This window comes from Streptomyces sp. NPDC057638 (assembly GCF_042800315.1).
Classification (GTDB): Bacteria; Actinomycetota; Actinomycetes; order Streptomycetales; family Streptomycetaceae; genus Streptomyces.
The window spans coordinates 22,585-43,694 of the sequence record NZ_JBHVHF010000026.1 but is presented as its reverse complement, the minus strand read 5'-3'; the positions used below and the strand labels follow the sequence as shown (position 1 = coordinate 43,694).

Sequence of the window (21,110 nt, the reverse complement as noted above, 5' to 3'; positions counted from 1 at the left end):
GTCCATGGGTCCCTCCCATGGACCGGCCGGGCCCCTGACCTGAGCTGACCTGCCCTGGCGGGGTCGGGCCGTCCTCAGCCCTCCGACGGGCTGTCGCGCAGTGGCTTCCACCAGTGAGGGTGGTCGGCGTACCAGCGGACCGTCGCCGCCAGGCCCTCGTCGAAGCCCGTCGCCGGACGGTAGCCCAGCGCCCTGAGCTTGCCGTCGTCCAGCGAGTACCGCCGGTCGTGGCCCTTGCGGTCGGCTACCCGCCGGACCAGCTCAGGACCGGCGTCCAGGGCCCTCAGCAGCCGCTCGGTCAGCTCCCGGTTGGTCAGCTCGGCCGTGCCCGCGATGTGGTACACCTCGCCCGCCGCGCCGCGCTCCGCCACCAGCTGGATGCCCCGGCAGTGGTCGTCCACATGGATCCAGTCCCGGACGTTCAGCCCGTCCCCGTACAGCGGAACCGGGCGGCCCTCCAGCAGATTGGTCACGAACAGCGGGATGACCTTCTCCGGGTACTGGTACGGGCCGTAGTTGTTGCCGCAGCGGGTGATGCGGACATCCAGCCCGTGGGTGCGCGCGTACGCCAGCGCCATCAGATCGCCGCCCGCCTTGGCCGCCGCGTACGGGGAGTTCGGCGCCAGCGGGGAGTCCTCCGTCCACGAACCGGTGTCGATCGAGCCGTACACCTCGTCCGTGGAGACATGCACCAGACGTGTGCCCGCGTCCAGGCAGGCCGAGGCCAGCCGGTGCGTCCCGACCATGTTGGTCAGCGCGAACACATCGGCCCCGGTGATCGACCGGTCCACATGGGTCTCGGCCGCGAAGTTGACGACCACGTCATGGCCCGGCACGACCGACGCCAGCAGGGCGGTGTCGGTGATGTCGCCATGGACGAAGGTGTACCCGCCCGCCACCGGTTCCAGATTGGCCAGGTTCCCCGCGTACGCCAGCTTGTCCAGGACCGTCACCTCGGCGTCCGCCCAGGCCGGATAGCCCCCGCCGAGGAGGGTGCGCACATAGTGCGAGCCGATGAACCCGGCTCCGCCCGTCACCAGGACACGTGTCACCGCGCCCGAACCTCCGGTCACCTTGTCCGTACCTCCGGTCACCGCGCCCGTACCTCCCGTCACCATGCCCATGCCTCCGGACCCGGGCCACCGTTGCCCAGCGGCGGGAACAGCTCTTCCAGCTCGGCCAGGAAACCCTCGTCGAGCCGCAGTTCCAGCGCCCGCCGGGCGCCGTCGAACTGCTCGGCCGTACGCGGCCCCACCATCACCGACGTCACGCCCGGCCGGTTCAGCACCCAGGCCAGACCCACCTCCGCCGGATCCAGACCCGCCTCCGCGCACAGCTTCTCGTACCGGGTCACCGTGTCGCGGTGCTGCTCCAGCGCCACCATCGCTCGGCCCTGCGCCGTCTTCACCGCCGTACCCGCCGCCAGCTTCCGCAGCGCACCGCCCAGCAGACCACCGTGGAGCGGGGACCAGACCAGCACCCCGATGCCGTACGCCTGCGCCGCCGGTATCAGCTCCAGCTCCACATAACGGGTCACCAGGTTGTACACACACTGCTCCGAGACGACACCCAGGAAATGCCGCTTGCTCGCGGCCTCCTGCGCCTGCGCCAGATGCCAGCCCGCGAAGTTGGACGAGCCGACATAGCGCACCTTGCCCTGCTGGACCAGCACCTCCATGGCACCCCACACCTCCTCCCAGGAGGCCGTGCGGTCCACATGGTGCATCTGGTACAGATCGATCCAGTCCGTACCCAGCCGCCGCAGCGAGTCCTCACAGCTCGCGATGATGTGCCGCGCCGACAGCCCCCGGTCGTTGGGCAGCTCGCTCATCGGGTTGAACACCTTGGTGCCCAGCACCACCCGCTCACGGCGGCCGCCGCCCTGCGCGAACCAGTCGCCGATCAGCTCCTCGGTGAACCCGTTGTGCTGCTGCCAGCCGTAGTGGTTGGCGGTGTCGAAGAGGTTGACCCCGCACTCCAGCGCCTCGTCCATCAGGGCGAACGCCTCGTCGCGGGTGGTGCGCACCCCCAGACTGAGGGTGCCCAGACCCAGCCTGCTCACCTGGAGCGCCGTCCGTCCCAGACGGGTGTACTCCACGGTGCCGCCGTCCTCTGCCGTACCAGTCATTCTCCCGGGACCTCCTCGCCCTTGCCGTTCGCCCCGGAGCCGCCGGTCAGAGCGTGCAGACAGGCGATCAGGCTGCGGGCCTCGATGTTCATGTAATGGCCGTGCCGGAGCAGTCCGGCCAGCTGGTGGAAGGCGACCCAGCGGAACGCCTCGTCCTCGATCTCATGACCGCCCCGCCAGTCGACGATCACATAGCGGTTGACCGCGTGGTGGAAGCGGCCGCCCTCCTCCGAGAGCCTGGTGTCGAAGCGGATCCGGTCCGCCGACGCCCCCAGGACCTCGTCGAGGAAGCGCAGATGCGACGGGCGCGCCCCCGGCGGATAGTTCGACGGCACGCACTGCACCGTCGGCCCCAGCTCCACCTTGTCCACCAGACCCGGCTGGGTACGGGCGTTCACCAGGACGTGCACCACCCCGCCGATCTCGGTGACCAGGAACGCCACCACGCCCTCGGCCACCGGCTCGATCAGCGGCTGGGTCCACCGCCGCACCTCACGGCCCGCCGTGCGGATGTCCACCCCGATGACCCGGAAGTAGCGGCCCTCCTCGTGGACCACTGCGTCATCGGTGCGCTTCCAGCCGCGCAGCGCGTCGAGGGGCACCCGGCGGACCGCGAGACCGGTACATGAGCGCAGCCCGGCCAGCCAGCTCAGGATCTCCCCGGTGGTGTGGAGGGCGCCCGCGGCGTCGGCGCAGGAGCGGAGCAGTGCCGCGGCCAGGCCGCCGCCTCCGCCCCGCCGGACGTTGGTGCCGTCGGTGTCGGTGTCGGTGTCGGCGGCGTCAGCGTCTGCGGTGTCGTCGGCCGAGGGCGCGGTGGTCAGTGGTACCGCGGGCATCTCCGCCGGGTCGGCGCCGCCGAACGGCAGACAGGCCAGGACCGACCGGGAGTCCATGTTGATCGCGTTGTCCTCGGCCAGCAGCCGGTGGATCTGGCCCAGGGTGAGCCAGCGGAAGCCCTCCCGGACCTCCACCTCCTCCGTGACCTCCACCACGATGTTCCGGTTCCGCTTCCGGGCGAACCACGACCCCTGCTCCGACTGGAGCGAGTCGGCCAGCACCCGCCGCCCGGCGGTGTCCTGGAAGTACTCCACATAGGGCACCGCGCCGCCCTGGTGCACCCGGGTGTAGTTGCTCCGGGTCGCCTGCACGGTGGGGGAGAGCTGCACCCCGTTGGGATTGCCCGGCTCGTTCTTCGCCTGCATCAGAAAGTGCAGCACCCCGCCGAACTCCCGGGCGAGCAGCCCCAGGATGCCGATCTCCGGCTGCCGGATCACCGGCTGGTCCCAGCCCGGGACCACACCGTCCACATCCTCGGCGCTCAGCCCCTCCACCGAGAAGAAGCGGCCCGAGTCATGCACGATGTCGCCGGTCTCCGGCACCGAGCCCCACCCGGTCAGCTCACCCAGCGGGATCCGGCGCACCTCCGCGACATCCTCGCGGAGCCGTCGGGCATACCACTCCCACATCTCCCGGTCGCTGGTGGCCACGCCCCCCACCGCGAGCGCCGACACCGCGATCCGGGCGGCGGTCCGCACCGCGTCCTGCCGGTCGGGTGGTCTCAACGGCGATGCCGACGCGGGAAATAGCTGAGCCATGGGAGTTCCCCTCCGGTCGTGCTTTCCCTTTCACCGGCGAGCCTAATAATGGGAAGCGGTGCTGGGAATGCTCTGCACCCCCGTGAATACCTCCAGCCATTCCGGGCAGCATGTTTGTGGCGGATGATAGGGGGGTGGCCCCGACCGTTCCGCCGCCGCTGTGACCAGTGACAGTCATGCATAGGGGTGCGTCCGGTCCGGGTAGGGGTTTTCGATGTACCCATCCGCTCTTTATGCTCCCCTCCGTGTCCCGACTTCCCGTATTCCATGAGCCGTTGCATGTAGGACGCCCCAATATTGGCGACCGTGAAAAACTCCGGGAAAAAATAGACGCCGCACTCGACCGGCGGTGGCTGAGCATGGGGCCACTCGTGCGCGAACTGGAGGAGAAGGTCGCCGAGCTGGCCGGTACCGCGCACTGCGTGGCCACCTGTAACGCGACCATCGCCCTCCAGATCGCCGCCCGCGCCGCGGGCGTCCGTCCCGGTGCCGAGGTGATCGTCCCGGCCTTCACCTGGGTGGCCACTCCGCACGCGCTCGACTGGATCGGCCTCACGCCCGTCTTCTGCGACGTGGACGAGGAGACCGCCAACATCGACCCGCGGCACGCGGAGAAGCTCATCAGCCCCCGTACCGGCGCCATCCTCGGTGTCCACGCCTTCGGCCGCCCCTGCGCGATCGAGGAGCTGACCGAACTGGCCGACCGCCATGGGCTGCCCCTGCTCTTCGACGCCGCCCACGGCATCGGCTCCACCTACCGGGGCCGGCCGATCGGCTCCTTCGGCGACGCCGAGGTCTTCTCCTTCCACGCCACGAAGTTCATCAACAGCTTCGAGGGCGGCGCCCTGGTCACCAATGACCCCGAGATCGCCCGGCGCGCCCGCGCCATGCGCAACTTCGGGATCGACGAGGGACGCGACATCGTCTCCTCCGGCACCAACGCCAAGATGGGCGAGGGCAGCGCCGCCATGGGACTGGTCTCCCTGGAGCTGATCGACACCCTGATCGAGCACAACGCCCACAACCAGCGGTGCTACGAACAGGGCCTGGCCGGGGTGCCCGGTGTCTCGGTGCGCCAGCAGGAGCCCGGCGAGCGCGCCAACCACCAGTACCTCGTCATCGAGGTCGACCAGGAGCGCGCGGGCCTGCACGCCGACGATCTGTTCGCCGTCCTGGAACGCCACAACGTCCTCGCCCGCCGCTACTTCCACCCCGGCTGCCATGAGCTGGCGCCCTACCGGGACCGGCCCGACCTCCACGCCCCGCTGCCACTGCCCCACTCCGAGGCCCTGGCCGAGCGGGTGCTCGCGCTGCCGACGGGTGAGGCCGTCGGCGCTGACGAGATCGACGGCGTCTGCCGCATCATCCGCTGGGCCGTGGAGAACGGCGGCCGTGGTGCCGGTGCTGGTGGCGATGCCGGGAGCGGTGCTCGTGCCGGGAACGGTGGCGACGGTGCCGCCGTCCGGAGCGCCCACGGCGACACAGCGGACTGAATCAACGGGAATCCCGGCTGCACGAGGCGGCCGTGCCACGACGGGCCGGGTCCGCGACACCTGGCCCCCTTACGTACCAACCAGGTTTAGGTGTGCGGATGTCGAACGAAGAGAAGCTTCTCGATTACCTCAAGCGGACCACGGCCGACCTCCGCGAGGCCCGTCGGCGTCTGCACGAAGCCGAGCGGTCGGAGCGCGAGCCGCTCGCGATCGTCGGCATGAGCTGCCGTCTCCCCGGCGGTGTCACCACCCCCGACGAGCTGTGGCGGCTGGTCGCCGACGGCCGGGACGGCATCACCCCCTTCCCGCGCGAGCGCGGCTGGGACGTCGACGGCCTGTACGACCCCGACCCCGACAAGCCCGGCAAGAGCTATGTCCGTGAGGGCGGCTTCCTCGACGGCGTCGCCGACTTCGACGCGGGCTTCTTCGGGATCAGCCCCCGCGAGGCCCTGGCCATGGACCCGCAGCAGCGGCTGCTGCTGGAGGCGTCCTGGGAGGCGCTGGAGGGCGCGGGCATCACCCCCGCCTCGCTGCGCGGCAGCCGCACCGGAGTCTTCGGCGGCGTCATGTACTGCGACTACGGCTCGGGCCCGACCGCCATCCCCGAGGACCTGGAGGCCTACCTCGCGGCGGGCAGTGTCGCCAGCATCGTCTCGGGCCGGGTCTCCTACACGCTGGGCCTGGAGGGTCCGGCGGTGTCGGTGGACACGGCGTGCTCGTCGTCGCTGGTCAGCCTGCATCTGGCGGGTCAGGCGCTGCGGCGGGGTGAGTGCTCGCTCGCCCTCGTCGGCGGTGTGACCGTGATGACCCAGCCCAACATGTTCGTGGAGTACAGCCGCCAGCGGGCCCTCTCCGCCGACGGCCGCTGCAAGGCGTTCTCGGCGGGCGCGGACGGCACCGGCTGGTCGGAGGGTGTGGGCGTGCTGGTGCTGGAGCGTCTCTCCGACGCCCGGCGCAACGGTCATGAGGTGCTGGCCGTGGTACGCGGCTCCGCCGTGAACCAGGACGGCGCCTCCAGCGGCTTCACCGCGCCCAACGGCCCCTCGCAGCAGCGGGTGATCCGTCAGGCGCTGGCGTCGGCGGGCCTGTCGGCCGCTGATGTGGATGTGGTCGAGGCGCACGGCACGGGCACCTCGCTGGGTGACCCGATCGAGGCCCAGGCCGTCATCGCCACCTACGGCCAGGAGCGGCCGGAGGACGGGACCCCGCTGTGGCTGGGTTCGCTGAAGTCGAACATCGGGCACGCCCAGGCGGCGGCGGGTGTCGCGGGTGTCATCAAGATGGTGATGGCGATGCGGCACGGTGTGCTGCCGAAGACGCTGCATGTCGATGAGCCGTCGCCGCATGTGGACTGGTCGGCGGGCGCGGTCGAGCTGCTGACCGAGGCCCGGGAGTGGACCGCGAACGGCCGGGCGCGGCGGGCGGCGGTCTCCTCGTTCGGGATCAGCGGTACGAACGCCCACGTGATCCTCGAAGAGGCTCCCGTGGTTGAGACGACCTCAGAGGGTGCGGAGAGCCCCGAGGCCCCCGAGGTGCCGTCGTCCGTGCTGCTTCCGGCGGTGCCGGTGGTGCTGTCGGGGCGTACGGAGGGTGCGCTGAGGGCGCAGGCCGAACGCCTGGCCGACTTCGTGACCGCGCGGGAGGACCTGGCCCCGCTGGATGTGGCGTTCTCGCTGGCGACCACCCGGTCGGTCTTCGACCACCGGGCCGTGGTCGTCGGCTCCGACCGTGATGAGCTGGTGCGGGGGCTGGCGGCGGTCGCCACAGGGGAGCGCGACGGTGGTACGAGGACCAGCGGTCGTACGGCTGTGGTGTTCTCGGGCCAGGGGAGTCAGCGGGTGGGGATGGGCGCGGAGCTGTACGCGTCGTTCCCGGTGTTCGCCGAGGCGCTGGATGAGGCCATCCAGGCGCTGGGGCTGCCGCTCAAGGAGGTGATGTGGGCTGAGGGCGACACCGACGAGCGTTTGAACCGGACGGGGTTCACTCAGCCCGCGTTGTTCGCGTTCGAGGTGGCGTTGTACCGGCTGTTGGAGTCGTGGGGTCTGCGGCCGGACTTCGTCGCCGGGCACTCGATTGGTGAACTCGTCGCCGCGCATGTGGCGGGTGTGCTGTCGCTCAAGGACGCGGCGGTGCTGGTGGCCGCGCGTGCCCGGCTGATGGACGCCCTCCCCGAGGGTGGTGCGATGGTCGCCATCCAGGCCACCGAGGACGAGGTACGGGAGTACCTGACCGAGTCGGTGAGTATCGCGGCTGTCAACGGCCCCCGCTCGGTTGTCATCTCCGGCGACGAGCAGGCGGTCATGGAGATCGCGGGCCGCTTTGAGCGTTCCACCCGGTTGAAGGTGTCGCACGCGTTCCACTCGCCGCTGATGGACCCGATGCTGGCCGAGTTCCGCAAGATCGCCTCGGAGTTGACGTACGCGGACCCGCGTATCCCGGTCGTCTCCAACGTCACCGGCCAGCTGGCTGAGGTGACGGACGCCGAGTACTGGGTCCGCCATGTCCGCGACGCCGTCCGCTTCCATGACGGTGTGCGCACCCTCGAAGCGCAGGGTGTGACCACCGTCATCGAGGTCGGCCCCCAGGCCGTTCTCTCCGGACTGGTCCGCGAGACCCTCGCCGACAGCGCCGAGGTCATCGCCCTCCAGCGCCGCGACCGCCCCCAGACCACCGCGCTCCTTCAGGGACTCGGCCGGCTCCACACCCGTGGCCTGGACATCGACTGGACCGCGTTCTTCACCGGAACCGGCGCCCACCGCGTCGACCTCCCCACCTACGCCTTCCAGCGTGAGCGTTTCTGGCTCGACGCGTCGGCGTCCACCGGTGACCCGTCCGGGCTGGGGCAGCGCCGCGCCGAGCATCCGCTGCTCGGGGCCGTGCTCGCGCTGCCCGGCAGCGACGGTGTGGTGATGACCGGCCGGCTGTCGCTCGCCACCCATCCCTGGCTCGCCGACCACGCCGTCCTCGGGACGACCATCCTGCCCGGAACCGCCTTCGTCGAACTCGCCCTGCACGCGGGCGACCAGACCGACTGTCCCGTCCTGGACGAGCTGACCATCCAGGCCCCGCTCGTCCTCCCCGACCACGGCGGTGTCGCCGTGCAGGTCGTCGTGGACGGCCCCGACGAGTCCGGTAACCGCCGTCTGCTGATCCACTCCCGCCCTGACTCGGCCTCCGTGGACGAGCCGTGGGCCCGTAACGCCACCGGTGTGCTGACTCCCGTCGCCCCGGCCGGGGCGACGGACCGGCCCGATCCGGGAGTGTGGCCGCCACAGGGCGCGGTCCCCATGTCCGCCGACGGCTTCTACGACCGTCTCACTGAGCGCGGCTTCGGCTACGGGCCCGTCTTCCAGGGCCTGCGGGCCGCCTGGCGGCGCGAGGGCGAACTCTTCGCCGAGGTGGCCCTCCCGGACAGCGCACTCGATGACGCGGCCGCCTTCGGGCTGCATCCCGCGCTGCTCGACGCCGCGCTGCACGTCAGCATCCTCGTGGAGCAGGAGGGCGAGGAGAGCCCGTCGATCCCGTTCTCCTGGAGCGGTGTCCAGCTCCACGCCACCGGGGCCGCCGTGCTGCGGGTGCGGGTCTCCCCGGACGGCCGCTCCATCAGCGTCGCCGACACCCAGGGCGCTCCCGTCGCCGACGTACGCGACATCACCGCCCGCCCGGTCTCGGCGGATCAGCTCGGCGGCGGCGGTACGGGGGAGGAGCGCGAGGCCCTGTACCGGGTCGAGTGGCTCCCGCTGCCCGGCCGGATCACGGCCGCCACCTCCTGGGCGACCCTCGGTGACGACCGTCTCGGTGTGGGCGACGACATCCCCGCCTACCCGGACGTGGCCACCCTCGCCGCCGCCATCGCCGGGGGCACCCCCGCCCCCGAGGCCGTCGTCCTCGGTGCCCGCCACCTCGGTGACACGCCCGACGCGACCGCGTACCTCCCCGACCGGACGCGCTCCTTCACCAGCCGGGTGCTGCCCTTCCTCCAGGAGTGGCTGGCCCATGACGTCCTCGCCACCACCCGGCTGGTCGTCGTCACGAGCGGCGCCGTCGGCGCGGGTCCCAGCACGGCCGACGTGGACGATCTGGCGCAGGCCCCCGTCTGGGGCCTGGTCCGGGCCGCCGCCGAGGAGATGCCCGGCCGGTTCGGACTCCTCGACCTCGACCCCGGTACGGAGGAGCCCGCCCCGGCCCTCCTGGCCGAGGCCCTCGGCAGCCACGAGGGTGAACTGGCCCTGCGCGACGGCCGACCGCTCATGCCCCGGCTGACCACCGTCGAGTCGGCCGTCACCACCGACGACGGCCCCACCCGGCCCGCCTGGGACCCCGCCGCCACCGTGCTGATCACCGGCGGCACCGGCGGGCTCGGCTCCCTGGTCGCCCGCCATCTCGTCGCCCAGCAGGGGGTGCGCCATCTGCTGCTCGTCAGCCGCAGCGGCCTCGCCGCCGACGGCGCGGCCGAACTGGCCGCCGACCTGACCGCGGCCGGTGCCGAGGTCCGGATCGAGGCGTGCGACGTCACCGACACCGACGCCCTGGCCGCCCTGCTCGCCACCGTCCCCGCCGACCGTCCGCTGCGCGGTGTCGTGCACACCGCCGGTATCGCCGAGGGCGGTCTCGTCACCACCCTCTCCCCGGAGTCCATGAAGCGGGTCATGCTGCCGAAGGCCGACGCGGCCTGGAACCTGCATGTCCTCACCCGGGACCTCGATCTGACGGCGTTCGTGATGTTCTCGTCCTCCGGCGGGCTGATCCTCGCCGCCGGACAGGGCGACTACGCCGCCGCCAACGTCTTCCTCGACGCCCTCGCCCAGCACCGCCGCGCCGCGGGCCTGCCCGGTACCTCCCTCGCGTACGCCACCTGGGACCCGCCGGTCGGCCTCACCGCCCAGCTCACCGAGGTGGACCTCAACCGCATCCGCTCCCTGGGCGTACCGGCCATCACGCCCCAGCAGGCGTTCGCCCTGTTCGACCAGGCCCTCACCACCGAACACCACCTGCTGGCGCCGCTCGTCCTCAACACCTCCATCCTGCACACCCGCCGCCGCGGCGCCTGGATCGGCGGCGGCACCGAACTGCCGCCGCTGCTCCGTCCGGCCACGGCCATCGCGCGCCGACCCGCCCGTACGGCGGCGGGCGCCGCGCCCGCCACCGGACCGGGCGGTACGGGCGGCGGACTCGCGGGACAGCTCGCCGCTCTTCCCGAGGCCGAGGCCCGCGCCACCCTGCTGGATCTGGTCCGCAGCCACGCCGCATGGGTGCTCGGCCACTCCTCGCCCGACCCGATCGACCCGGACCGGCCGTTCCTGGAGCTGGGCTATGACTCGCTGACCGCCCTGGAGCTGCGCAACCGGCTCAAGATCGTCAGCGGGGTGCCGCTGCCGACCACCGTGGTCTTCGACTACCCGAGCGCCCGCGCCATCGCCGATCATCTGCTGGAGGAACTCGTCGGCGGCCGCGACGCCCCCGCCACGGCGGGGATTCCCGGGGCGGGCCCGGACGGGTCCGCCGCCACCGATGACGACCCGATCGCCATCGTCGGCATGGCCTGCCGCTACCCCGGCGGCGTCACCGGCCCGGACGACCTGTGGCGACTGGTCGAGAACGGTGTCGACGGCATCTCCGAGTTCCCGGCCGACCGTGGCTGGGACGTGACCAACCTCTACGACCCCGAGCTGTCCCGCCCCGACACCAGCTACGTCCGGCACGGCGGCTTCCTCCATGACGCCGCCCAGTTCGACCCCGGCTTCTTCGGGATCAGCCCCCGTGAGGCCCTGTCGATGGACCCGCAGCAGCGACTGCTGCTGGAGAGCTCCTGGGAGGCCCTGGAGCAGGCGGGCATCCGCCCGTCCACGCTGAAGGGCAGCCCCACCGGTGTCTTCGCCGGGGTGATGTACCACGACTATCTGACCGGCCGCAGCTCCGGCAGTGTCATCGCGGGCCGGGTCTCCTACACCCTGGGCCTGGAGGGCCCGGCCATGTCCGTCGACACGGCGTGCTCGTCGTCGCTGGTCAGCCTGCATCTGGCGGGTCAGGCGCTGCGGCGGGGTGAGTGCTCGCTGGCTCTTGCCGGTGGTGTGGCGGTCATGGCGACACCTGACAGCTTCGTCGAGTTCAGCCGTCAGCGCGGCCTCTCCGCCGATGGGCGCTGCAAGGCGTTCTCGGCGGGCGCGGATGGCACCGGCTGGTCGGAGGGTGTGGGTGTGCTGGTGCTGGAGCGTCTCTCCGACGCCCGCCGCAACGGGCACGACGTCCTCGCCGTCATCCGTGGCTCCGCTGTGAATCAGGATGGTGCGTCCAATGGTCTGACGGCTCCGAACGGCCCCTCGCAGCAGCGGGTGATCCGTCAGGCGCTGGCGTCGGCGGGCCTGTCCACCGCTGATGTGGATGTGGTGGAGGCGCATGGCACGGGGACGACGCTGGGTGATCCGATCGAGGCCCAGGCGGTGCTTGCGACGTATGGTCAGGAGCGTCCTGAGGGTCGGCCGTTGTGGCTGGGTTCGCTGAAGTCGAACATCGGGCACGCCCAGGCGGCGGCGGGTGTCGCGGGTGTCATCAAGATGGTGATGGCGATGCGGCACGGTGTGCTGCCGAAGACGCTGCATGTCGATGAGCCGTCGCCGCATGTCGACTGGTCGGCGGGCGCGGTCGAGCTGCTGACCGAGGCCCGGGAGTGGGAGGCGGACGGCCGCACACGCCGGGCGGGTGTCTCCTCCTTCGGCTTCAGCGGGACGAACGCGCACCTGATCGTGGAGGAGGCTCCCGAGGTCCCCGAGGCCCCTGAGGTGCCGTCGTCTGTGGTGCTTCCGGCGGTGCCGGTGGTGCTGTCGGGGCGTACGGAGGGTGCGCTGAGGTCGCAGGCGGCGCGGCTGGCTGATCTCTTGACCGAGCGCGCGGGGCTGGCCCCGCTGGATGTGGCCTACTCGCAGGCGACCAGCCGGTCGGTGTTCGAGCAGCGGGCGGCCGTGGTCGGTTCCGGCCGTGAGGAACTCCTGGCGTCGCTCGCGGCGGTCGCTGATGGCTCGGTGGCGGGGGTTACGCCTGTCTCGGGTCGTACGGCTGTGGTGTTCTCCGGCCAGGGAAGCCAGCGGGTGGGCATGGGCGCGGAGTTGTACGCGTCGTTCCCCGTGTTCGCCGAGGCTCTGGACGAGGCGATCGAGGCGCTGGGCCTGCCGTTGCGTGAGGTGATGTGGGCTGAGGAGGGTGATCTCAGGCTGCATCGGACGGGGTTCACCCAGCCCGCGTTGTTCGCGTTCGAGGTCGCCCTGTACCGGCTGCTGGAGTCCTGGGGTCTGCGGCCGGACTTCGTCGCCGGGCACTCGATCGGTGAGCTGGTCGCCGCGCATGTGGCGGGTGTGCTGTCGCTGGAGGACGCTGCGGTGCTGGTCGCCGCCCGCGCCCGGCTCATGGAGGCCCTCCCGGCCGGTGGTGCGATGGTCGCCGTCCAGGCCACGGAAGACGAGGTACGGGAGTACCTGACCGAGTCGGTGAGTATCGCGGCTGTCAACGGCCCCCGCTCGGTTGTCATCTCCGGCGAGGAACAAGCGGTCATGGAGATCGCGGCCCGTTTTGAGCGTTCCACGCGGTTGAAGGTGTCGCACGCGTTCCACTCGCCGTTGATGGATCCGATGCTGGCCGAGTTCCGCAAGATCGCCGCGGACCTGACGTACGCGGAGCCGCGTATCCCGGTGGTCTCCAACGTCACGGGTCAGCTGGCTGAGGTGACGGACGCCGAGTACTGGGTCCGTCATGTCCGCGACGCGGTGCGCTTCCATGACGGCCTGGACACCCTCGAAGCCCAGGGTGTGACGACCGTGATCGAGGTCGGCCCCCAGGCTGTCCTCTCCGGTCTCGGTACCGACCGTAACGCCCAGTTCATCCCCGCCCAGCGGCGCGACCGCCCGGAGACGACCGAACTCCTCACCGCCCTCGGCCGCCTCCACAACCACGGCGTCACCCTCGACTGGACGGCGTTCTTCGCCGGAACCGGCGCCCACCGCGTCGACCTCCCCACCTACGCCTTCCAGCACAGCCGGTACTGGGTCAACTCCCTTGACTCGTCCGCCGATGTCGCGGGCGCCGGGCTGGAGTCGGCGGGGCATCCGCTGCTGGGTGCGGTGGTGGCCATGCCGGAGAGCGACGGGGTGATTCTCACCGGGCGTCTCTCCCTGGAGACGCAGCCCTGGCTCGCCGACCACGCCGTCCTGGGGACCGCGCTGCTGCCCGGCACGGCCTTCGTGGAACTGGCCGTGCGCGCGGGTGACGAGGTCGGCTGCCCGGTCGTCGAGGAACTGACCATCGAGGCCCCACTGGTGCTTCCGGACCGTGGCGCGCTGGTCGTCCAGGTCACGGTGGGCGAGCCCGACGCCTCCGGGCTGCGCCCGCTCGCGGTCCACTCCCGGCCCGAACAGGACGGCCTCGACGCGTCCTGGACCCGGCATGCCGGAGGCGCCCTCGCCGCGACCGCCGCGACTCCCGCGCCGTGGGCCGTCGAGAGCTGGCCGCCGCCGGGTGCCACGGCCCTGCCGCTGACCGGCCTCTACGCCGCACTCTCCGAGCAGGGACTCCAGTACGGGCCCGCCTTCCAGGGGCTGCGTGCCGCATGGCGACGCGACGACACCCTGTTCGCCGAGGTCGAACTGCCCGACCACGTCATCGACGGCGGCGCGTACGGGCTGCACCCGGCGCTCCTCGACGCGGCCCTGCACGCCAACCTGGCCGATCCCGGTGAAGGTGGTCAGGACGGCCCCTCGGTGCCGTTCGCCTGGAACGGAGTCCAGGTGCGCGCGGCGGGCGCCACCGCGCTGCGCGTCCGCATCTCCGGTGCGGGGTTCGAGGCCGTCGACCCCTCCGGCGCGCCCGTCGTCTCCGTCGGCTCCCTGTCGACCCGCCCGCTCCCCACGGACCCGCGCCCGTCCGGTGCCGCCGACGGTTCCGGCGACGGCGGGGCCCTGTACGAGGTGACCTGGGTTCCGGCGGCGGACGCCGGTGCCGTGGATACACCTGGCCAGGGCGCCGAGCCGACCTGGGTGACCGTGGCGGCAGCGTCCGAGGGGGCTTTCGCGACAGCGGACGCCCTGGTGGAGGCCGTGGTGGCGGGCCAGGTGCCCGCACCCCGTGTCGTCCTGCTGCCTGTGGCCGGTCACCACCAGGAGTCCGGTTCCGCTGGAGCGCCGGTGGACGTCACCCAGGCGACGCGTACGGCCGTACGGAGCACCCTCGCCGCCCTGCGTACCCTCCTCGCCGAGGAACGGCTCGCCGGTTCCGTCCTGACCGTCCTGACCCATGGCGCGGTCGACACGGGACTGCGGCGGGAAGACGCGTCCCCGACGGCCGGACCGGTTGGTCTGGCCGAGGCGGCGGTGTGGGGGCTCGTACGGTCCGCGCAGGAGGAGGAGCCCGGCCGGGTGGTCCTGCTCGACCAGGACGCCCCCGGCACACCCCCGGCGGCGCTGGCCCTCGCCGCCCTCCGCGGTGAGCCCCAGCTCGCCCTGCGCGGTGACACCGTCCTCGTACCCCGGCTCGCCCGCACCGACGGGACCGACGGGGCTGACAGGGCTGACGGGACGGTGGGTATCGGCGGCTGGGACCCGGACGGAACGGTGCTCATCACGGGAGGCACGGGCGACCTCGGACGTCTCGTCGCCCGCCACCTCGTCACCGAGCACGGCGCGCGCGATCTGCTGCTCGCCGGTCGCCGGGGCGCCACCGCGCCCGGCGCGGCCGAGCTGGTGGCGGAGCTGACCGGGCTCGGCGCCCGGGTCCGCGTCGCGGCCTGCGACACATCCGACCGTGACGCCCTCGCCACCCTGCTGGCCGGGATCCGCGCCGACCGCCGCCTCACCGCCGTGGTCCACGCGGCCGGTGTGCTCGACAACGCCCTGATCGGTGATCTGACCGACGAGCAGATCGAGACCGTGCTGCGCGCCAAGGCCGACAGTGCCTGGCATCTGCACCAGCTCACCCACGCGGACGACCTGGACGGTTTCGTCCTGTTCTCCTCGGCCGCCGGGGTGCTCGGCACCGCGGGTCAGGGGAACTACGCGGCCGCCAACGCCTTCCTGGACGCCCTCGCCCGGCACCGTCAGGCCCTGGGCCTGCCCGGACAGTCCCTTGCCTGGGGGCCCTGGCTGGGCGGTGTCGGTATGGCCGGAACCCTGGCGCAGGCCGACCGCACCCGGATGCGCCGTGGCGGTGTCGGGGCGCTGACGACCGAGGACGGTCTGCGGCTGTTCACCTCGGCCGTGGCGACCGGCCGCGCCGAACTGCTGCCGGTACGCATGGACCCGCGCGCCCTGCGTGCCGCAGGCCCGGACGTCCAGGCCATCCTCCGGGGCCTGGTCCCCGCCACCACCCGCCGTCGCACCGGCACCGGCGGTACGGGCGCGGGCGGCGCCGACGGCCGCGCCCTGGCCGGGCGTCTCGCGGGCCAGCCCGCCGCCGAACGGCTCCACACCGTCGGCGAACTGGTGCGTGCCCATGTCGGAGCCGTCCTCGGCCACGCGGGCGCGGACGCCGTGGACCCCGAGGTGACGTTCCAGCACCTCGGCTTCGACTCCCTGGCGGGCATCGAACTGCGTAACCAGCTCAAGGCCGCCACCGGGCTCCACCTCTCCGCCGCCGTGGTCTTCGACCACCCCACCCCGGCCGCCCTCGCCCGCCATCTGCTGGAGGAGCTGGCCCTCGACGAGACGGCCGCCGACGGGACGGCCGCCGTCCATGCCGTGCCGACCGCCATCGACCAGCTGGAAGCCGCCCTGGCCGCGCTCGCCGGGGGAGCGCTCACCGAGGGCGACCGCACCAGGATCACCGGCCGTCTGGAGGCCCTGGTCCGCACCTGGCACGACAGCGACGGCGCTCGCGGCGGTGCTGGTGGTGCTGGCGCTTCCGTCGGTTCCGTTGCGGGCGAAGCCGACGGCGAGCGGACCGGCGACGACCTCACCGCCGCCACGGACGAGGAACTCTTCCAGCTCCTCGATGACGAGCTGGGGCTCTGACACACCTGTGGCACCTGTGGCACCTCACGAAACGGTAGGACCGATGTCCAACGAGATGTCGAACGCGACGTCGACCGCGACGTCCAACGACGACAAGCTGCGCGACTACCTCCGGCGCGCCACGACGGACCTGCGCGAGACGCGGCGCCGTCTGCGCGAGGCCGAGGAGCTGCGGCACGAGCCGATCGCCGTCATCGGCATGGGCTGCCGGATGCCCGGCGGCATCCGCACCCCCGAGGACCTGTGGGACGTGGTCGCCGAAGGCCGTGACGCCATGTCCCCGTTCCCGGCCGACCGCGGCTGGAACCTGGACGGGCTCTACGACCCCGACCCCGGCAACCCCGGCACCAGCTACGCCCACGCCGGAGGGTTCCTCGACGACATCGCCCACTTCGACGCCGGGCTCTTCGGCATCAACCCGCGCGAGGCCCTGGCCATGGACCCGCAACAGCGGATCCTGCTGGAGCTGACCTGGGAGTCCCTGGAACGCGCCGGACTCGACCCGCTCGCCCTGCGCGACACCCGTACCGGTGTCTTCGCGGGCGCCATGTACCACGACTACAGCACCCGGCCGATGAAGGTCCCCGACGATGTCGAGGGATACCTGATGATCGGCAACTCGGCCGCCGTGCTGTCGGGCCGCGTCGCCTACGCCTTCGGGTTCCAGGGCCCCGCGGTCACCATCGACACCACCTGCTCCTCCTCCCTGGTCACCCTCCACCTGGCGGCCGCCGCGCTGCGCCGGGGCGAGTGCACCCTCGCCGTCGCGGCGGGTGCCACGGTGATGTGCACCCCCGACGTCTACGTCGAGTTCAGCCGCCAGCGGGCCCTCTCCGCCGACGGCCGCTGCAAGGCGTTCGCGGCCGGTGCGGACGGCACGGGCTGGTCCGAGGGCGTCGGCCTGGTCCTGCTGGAGCGCCTCTCCGACGCCCGGCGCAACGGGCATGAGGTGCTGGCCGTCATCCGTGGCTCCGCCGTCAACCAGGACGGTGCCTCCAACGGCCTGACCGCGCCCAACGGGCCCGCCCAGCGCCGCGTCATCCTGGACGCGCTGCGCGACGCCCGGATGAGCCCCGACGAGGTCGACGCCGTCGAGGCCCATGGCACCGGTACCTCGCTCGGTGACCCGATCGAGGCCCAGGCCCTGCTCGCCACCTACGGTCAGGGGCGTCCCGCCGACCGGCCGCTGTGGCTGGGGTCGGTCAAGTCCAACCTGGGTCACACCCAGGCGGCGGCGGGTGTCGCGGGTGTCATCAAGATGGTGATGGCGATGCGGCACGGCGTTCTGCCGAAGACACTGCATGTCGATGAGCCGTCGCCGCACGTGGACTGGTCGGCGGGCGCGGTCGAGCTGCTGACCGAGGCCCGGGAGTGGACCGCGGACGGCCGTGCGCGCCGCGCGGGTGTCTCCTCGTTCGGGATCAGCGGTACCAACGCCCACGTCATCCTCGAAGAAGCCACGACGGAACAGGGCCAGGCCCCTGCGGCGGCATCCGAGGAGTCCGGGGACGCCCCCGCCCTCGCGTGGGTCGTCTCCGGGCGCACGGACGCCGCCCTGCGCGCCCAGGCCGCCACCCTCGCCGAACATCTGGAGGCCCACCCGCAGCTCCTTCCGGCCGATGTCGGATACACCCTGACCACACGGGCGGCGCTGGAGCGGCGTGCTGTGGTGGTGGGGTCCGGGCGTGAGGAGCTGCTCCGGGGGCTGGCGGGAATCGCTGATGGCTCGGTGGCGGGGGTTACGCCTGTCTCGGGTCGTACGGCTGTGGTGTTCTCGGGTCAGGGGAGTCAGCGGGTGGGGATGGGCGCGGAGTTGTACGCGTCGTTCCCGGTGTTCGCGACCGCGCTGGATGAGGCCATCCAGGCGCTGGGGCTGCCGCTCAAGGAGGTGATGTGGGCTGAGGGCGACACCGACGAGCGCTTGAACCGGACCGGGTTCACCCAGCCCGCGTTGTTCGCGTTCGAGGTGGCGCTGTACCGGCTGTTGGAGTCGTGGGGTCTGCGGCCGGACTTCGTCGCCGGGCACTCCATCGGTGAACTCGTCGCCGCGCATGTGGCGGGTGTGCTGTCGCTGGAGGACGCGGCGGTGCTGGTGGCCGCCCGTGCCCGGCTGATGGAGGCCCTTCCGGCCGGTGGTGCGATGGTCGCCGTCCAGGCCACGGAAGACGAGGTACGGGAGTACCTGACCGAGTCGGTGAGTATCGCCGCCGTCAACGGCCCCCGCTCGGTGGTCATCTCCGGCGAGGAACAAGCGGTCACGGACATCGCGGCCCGTTTCGAGCGTTCCACCCGGTTGAAGGTGTCGCACGCGTTCCACTCGCCGTTGATGGATCCGATGCTGGCCGAGTTCCGCAAGATCGCCGCGGAGCTGACGTACGCGGACCCGCTCATCCCGGTCGTCTCCAACGTCACCGGTCAGCTCGCCGACGTCACGGACGCCGAGTACTGGGTCCGCCATGTCCGCGACACCGTCCGCTTCCACGACGGCGTGCGCACGCTCGCCGAACGCGGTGTGCGCCGCTTCGTGGAGGTCGGCCCGGGGCCGGTGCTGTCCGCTCTCGTCCATGAGTGCCCGGAGGCCGAGGGCGCCGTGCGGGTGGCCAGTGTCCGTGGGCGGTTCGCCGAACCCGTGGCCCTGATGCGCGCCCTCGGGGAGCTCCACACCAGCGGGCTCCCGGTCGACTGGCGGGCCGTGTTCACCGCCACCGGCCCGGTCCGGCGGGTCGCCCTGCCCACGTACGCCTTCCAGCGCAAGCGCTACTGGCTCGACGCGATTCCGGCCGAGGGCGCGGAGCCGACGACCGGCCCGGACCCGTTGCGCTACCGGGTCGACTGGCGGCCCGTCGCCCCCAGCCGTGCGGCGCCCGACCTCAACGGGAGCTGGCTCCTGGTGGTTCCCGCCGCGCACAAGGACCACCCCGTCGTCCCCGCCCTCGTCGGCGCCCTCACCCGGCGCGGCGGTCAGCCCTCCGTCCTCGCGGTCGACACCACCGCCGCCACGCTCGACCCCGGGGCCCTCGACGGCCGCGCCGGGGTGCTCTCCCTGCTGGCCCTGGACGACGCGGAACACCCCCGCCACCTCGGTCTCTCCCGAGGTACGGTCGCCACGCTCGCGCTGGTCAGAGCGGTGCGCGGGGTGGCTGACCCCACCGTGCTGTGGACCCTGACCCGTGGTGCGGTCGCCGTCGCGGAGACGGAAGCGGCCAACTGCGAGCAGGCCCAGCTCTGGGGCATGGGCACGGTCCTCGCCCTGGACCACCCGGACAGCTGGGGCGGTCTCATCGACCTGCCCGCCGACGACGCTGCCCCCCTGGCCGACCTGGCCGACCTGGCCGCCGGGGTGCTGGCCGACCCGGGTGGTGAGGACCAGCTCGCCGTACGGGCCGGCGCCGTCCTCGGCCGCCGACTGGTCCCGGCGCCCCGCACCCGGCGGGACGCACCGGCCTGGCGGCCGGACGGCACCGTACTCATCACCGGCGGTACCGGCGCCCTCGGCGCCCACACCGCCCGCTGGCTCGTCCGCCGTGGCGCCCGCCACCTCCTGCTCACCAGCCGTCGCGGCCCCGACGCGCCGGGTGTGGCCGAACTGACCGCCGAACTCACCGCCGAGGGTGCCCAGGTCACCGTCGCGGCCTGTGATGTCGCCGACCGTGACGCCGTCGCCGACCTGCTCGGCCGGGTGCCCGGCGACCGGCCCCTGACCGCCGTCTTCCACGCCGCCGGAGTGATGTACGAGCCCGCCGACATCACCGGCATGACGGCGGACGAGTTCGCCGCCATCAGCGGTTCCAAGATCCTCGGAGCCCGCCATCTGGAGGAACTCCTCGCGGCCCGGACGCTGGACGCCTTCGTCCTCTTCACCTCCGGTGCCGCCGTGTGGGGCAGCGCCGGACAGGCCGCCTACGCCACGGGCAACGCCCATCTGGACGCCCTGGCGCAGCGGCGCCGCTCCCGTGGCCTGGCCGCCACCGCCGTCGCCTGGGGCCCCTGGCGCGGTGGCATGGTCGACGCGGACGCCGAGGCCCAGTTGCGCCGGGCCGGTGTTCCCGCCATGGATCCCGCCCGTGCGCTGGCCGTACTCGGACAGGCCCTGGACGACGGTGAGACGCACCTCGTCGCCGCCGACTTCGACTGGCCGCGCTTCACCGCCGCCTACTCCTTCGCCCGGCCCCGCCCGCTGCTGCGGGCCCTGCCCGGGTCCACCGCCGAAGGCGACGGCGGCGGCTCCCCCGCGACGGCCGGGGCGGGACAGGCGGCCCCCGACCCGGTGTTCGCCGCGCGACTGGCCAGCCTGCCCGGACTGTCCCGTACCGACCAGGAGAAGACCCTCGTCGACCTGGTCACCGAGCAGGCCGCGCGCGTCCTCGGCTATGACCGGGGCGAAGTGGAGCCCGACCGTGCCTTCAAGGACATCGGCTTCGACTCCATGACCGCCGTCGACTACCGGCACCGCCTCTCCGCCGTGCTCGGTCTCGACCTGCCCGCCACCCTGGTCTTCGACCACGCGACCCCCACCGCCCTCGCCCGCCATCTGCGGGGCGAACTGCTCGGCGCCGACGGCGATCCGCTCACCGCCGCCCTCGCCGACCTGGAACGGCTGGAAGCCGCCGTACCGGCGCTCACGGCGGAGGACATCACCCGCCACCGGCTCGCCGCACGGATCCAGGCCCTCGCGGCGCGGATCGGCGACGGGACACCGGACGGGGGAGCGGCCGGGGACGGCGACGAGGGCGATGTCGTCAGCAGGCTTGAGGACGCCAGCGCCGATGACGTCCTCGCCTTCATCGACAGGGAACTCGGGATGAGCTGAGGGCCGGTGGGTGTGGTGTCCGCCCGGCCGCCGCCGGACCGGCACGACCCCTACGACCCGCGATGTGCCGCCGGGGTCCGGTCCCTCTTCAGG

The 21,110-nt window shown here is 72.5% G+C and carries 5 protein-coding genes and 1 pseudogene; 3 read left to right on the top strand and 3 right to left on the bottom strand.

Annotation, left to right across the window (positions count from 1 at the left end; genetic code table 11):
• Nucleotides 1-74: 74 nt before the first annotated feature.
• From rfbB to ACFVIM_RS06340, 3 genes are read right to left on the bottom strand one after another with little or no spacing between them, the layout of a single operon-like run.
• Nucleotides 75-1,094, bottom strand: coding sequence for a dTDP-glucose 4,6-dehydratase (rfbB, locus tag ACFVIM_RS06350; RefSeq protein ID WP_384299195.1), 1,020 nt, complete (start codon nt 1,092-1,094; stop codon nt 75-77).
• A 17-nt stretch (nt 1,095-1,111) separates the two neighbouring features.
• Nucleotides 1,112-2,128 carry an aldo/keto reductase gene (locus tag ACFVIM_RS06345; RefSeq protein WP_384299193.1) on the bottom strand — a complete coding sequence of 339 codons (1,017 nt, stop codon included), beginning with the start codon at nt 2,126-2,128 and terminating at the stop codon, nt 1,112-1,114.
• Nucleotides 2,125-3,723, bottom strand: a complete 1,599-nt coding sequence (locus tag ACFVIM_RS06340; protein ID WP_384299191.1) for an NDP-hexose 2,3-dehydratase family protein — start codon at nt 3,721-3,723, stop codon at nt 2,125-2,127. The genes ACFVIM_RS06345 and ACFVIM_RS06340 overlap by 4 nt, the downstream gene beginning before the upstream one ends.
• Before the next feature lie 233 nt (nt 3,724-3,956).
• Between ACFVIM_RS06340 and ACFVIM_RS06335 the strand changes: the two genes are divergently transcribed.
• From ACFVIM_RS06335 to ACFVIM_RS06325, 3 genes and pseudogenes are all read left to right on the top strand, one after another.
• The gene (locus tag ACFVIM_RS06335) at nt 3,957-5,216 is read left to right on the top strand and encodes a DegT/DnrJ/EryC1/StrS family aminotransferase (RefSeq protein ID WP_384299188.1); all 1,260 of its coding nucleotides are present in this window, start codon (nt 3,957-3,959) and stop codon (nt 5,214-5,216) included.
• 92 nt (nt 5,217-5,308) lie between these two features.
• Entirely contained in the window at nt 5,309-16,207 is a 10,899-nt protein-coding gene (locus ACFVIM_RS06330; RefSeq protein WP_384299186.1) for an SDR family NAD(P)-dependent oxidoreductase, read from the top strand.
• A gap of 82 nt (nt 16,208-16,289) precedes the next feature.
• Nucleotides 16,290-21,017 (top strand): annotated as a pseudogene (locus tag ACFVIM_RS06325) (SDR family NAD(P)-dependent oxidoreductase); the annotation flags it as partial.
• Between the last annotated feature and the right edge of the window lie 93 nt (nt 21,018-21,110).

Bases quoted from the DNA above. Each gene is read 5' to 3' on its own strand.
- ACFVIM_RS06345 (WP_384299193.1), bottom strand. From the start codon at position 2,128: ATGACTGGTACGGCAGAGGACGGCGGCACCGTGGAGTACACCCGTCTG.
- ACFVIM_RS06340 (WP_384299191.1), bottom strand. From the start codon at position 3,723: ATGGCTCAGCTATTTCCCGCGTCGGCATCGCCGTTGAGACCACCCGAC.
- ACFVIM_RS06335 (WP_384299188.1), top strand. From the start codon at position 3,957: ATGCTCCCCTCCGTGTCCCGACTTCCCGTATTCCATGAGCCGTTGCAT.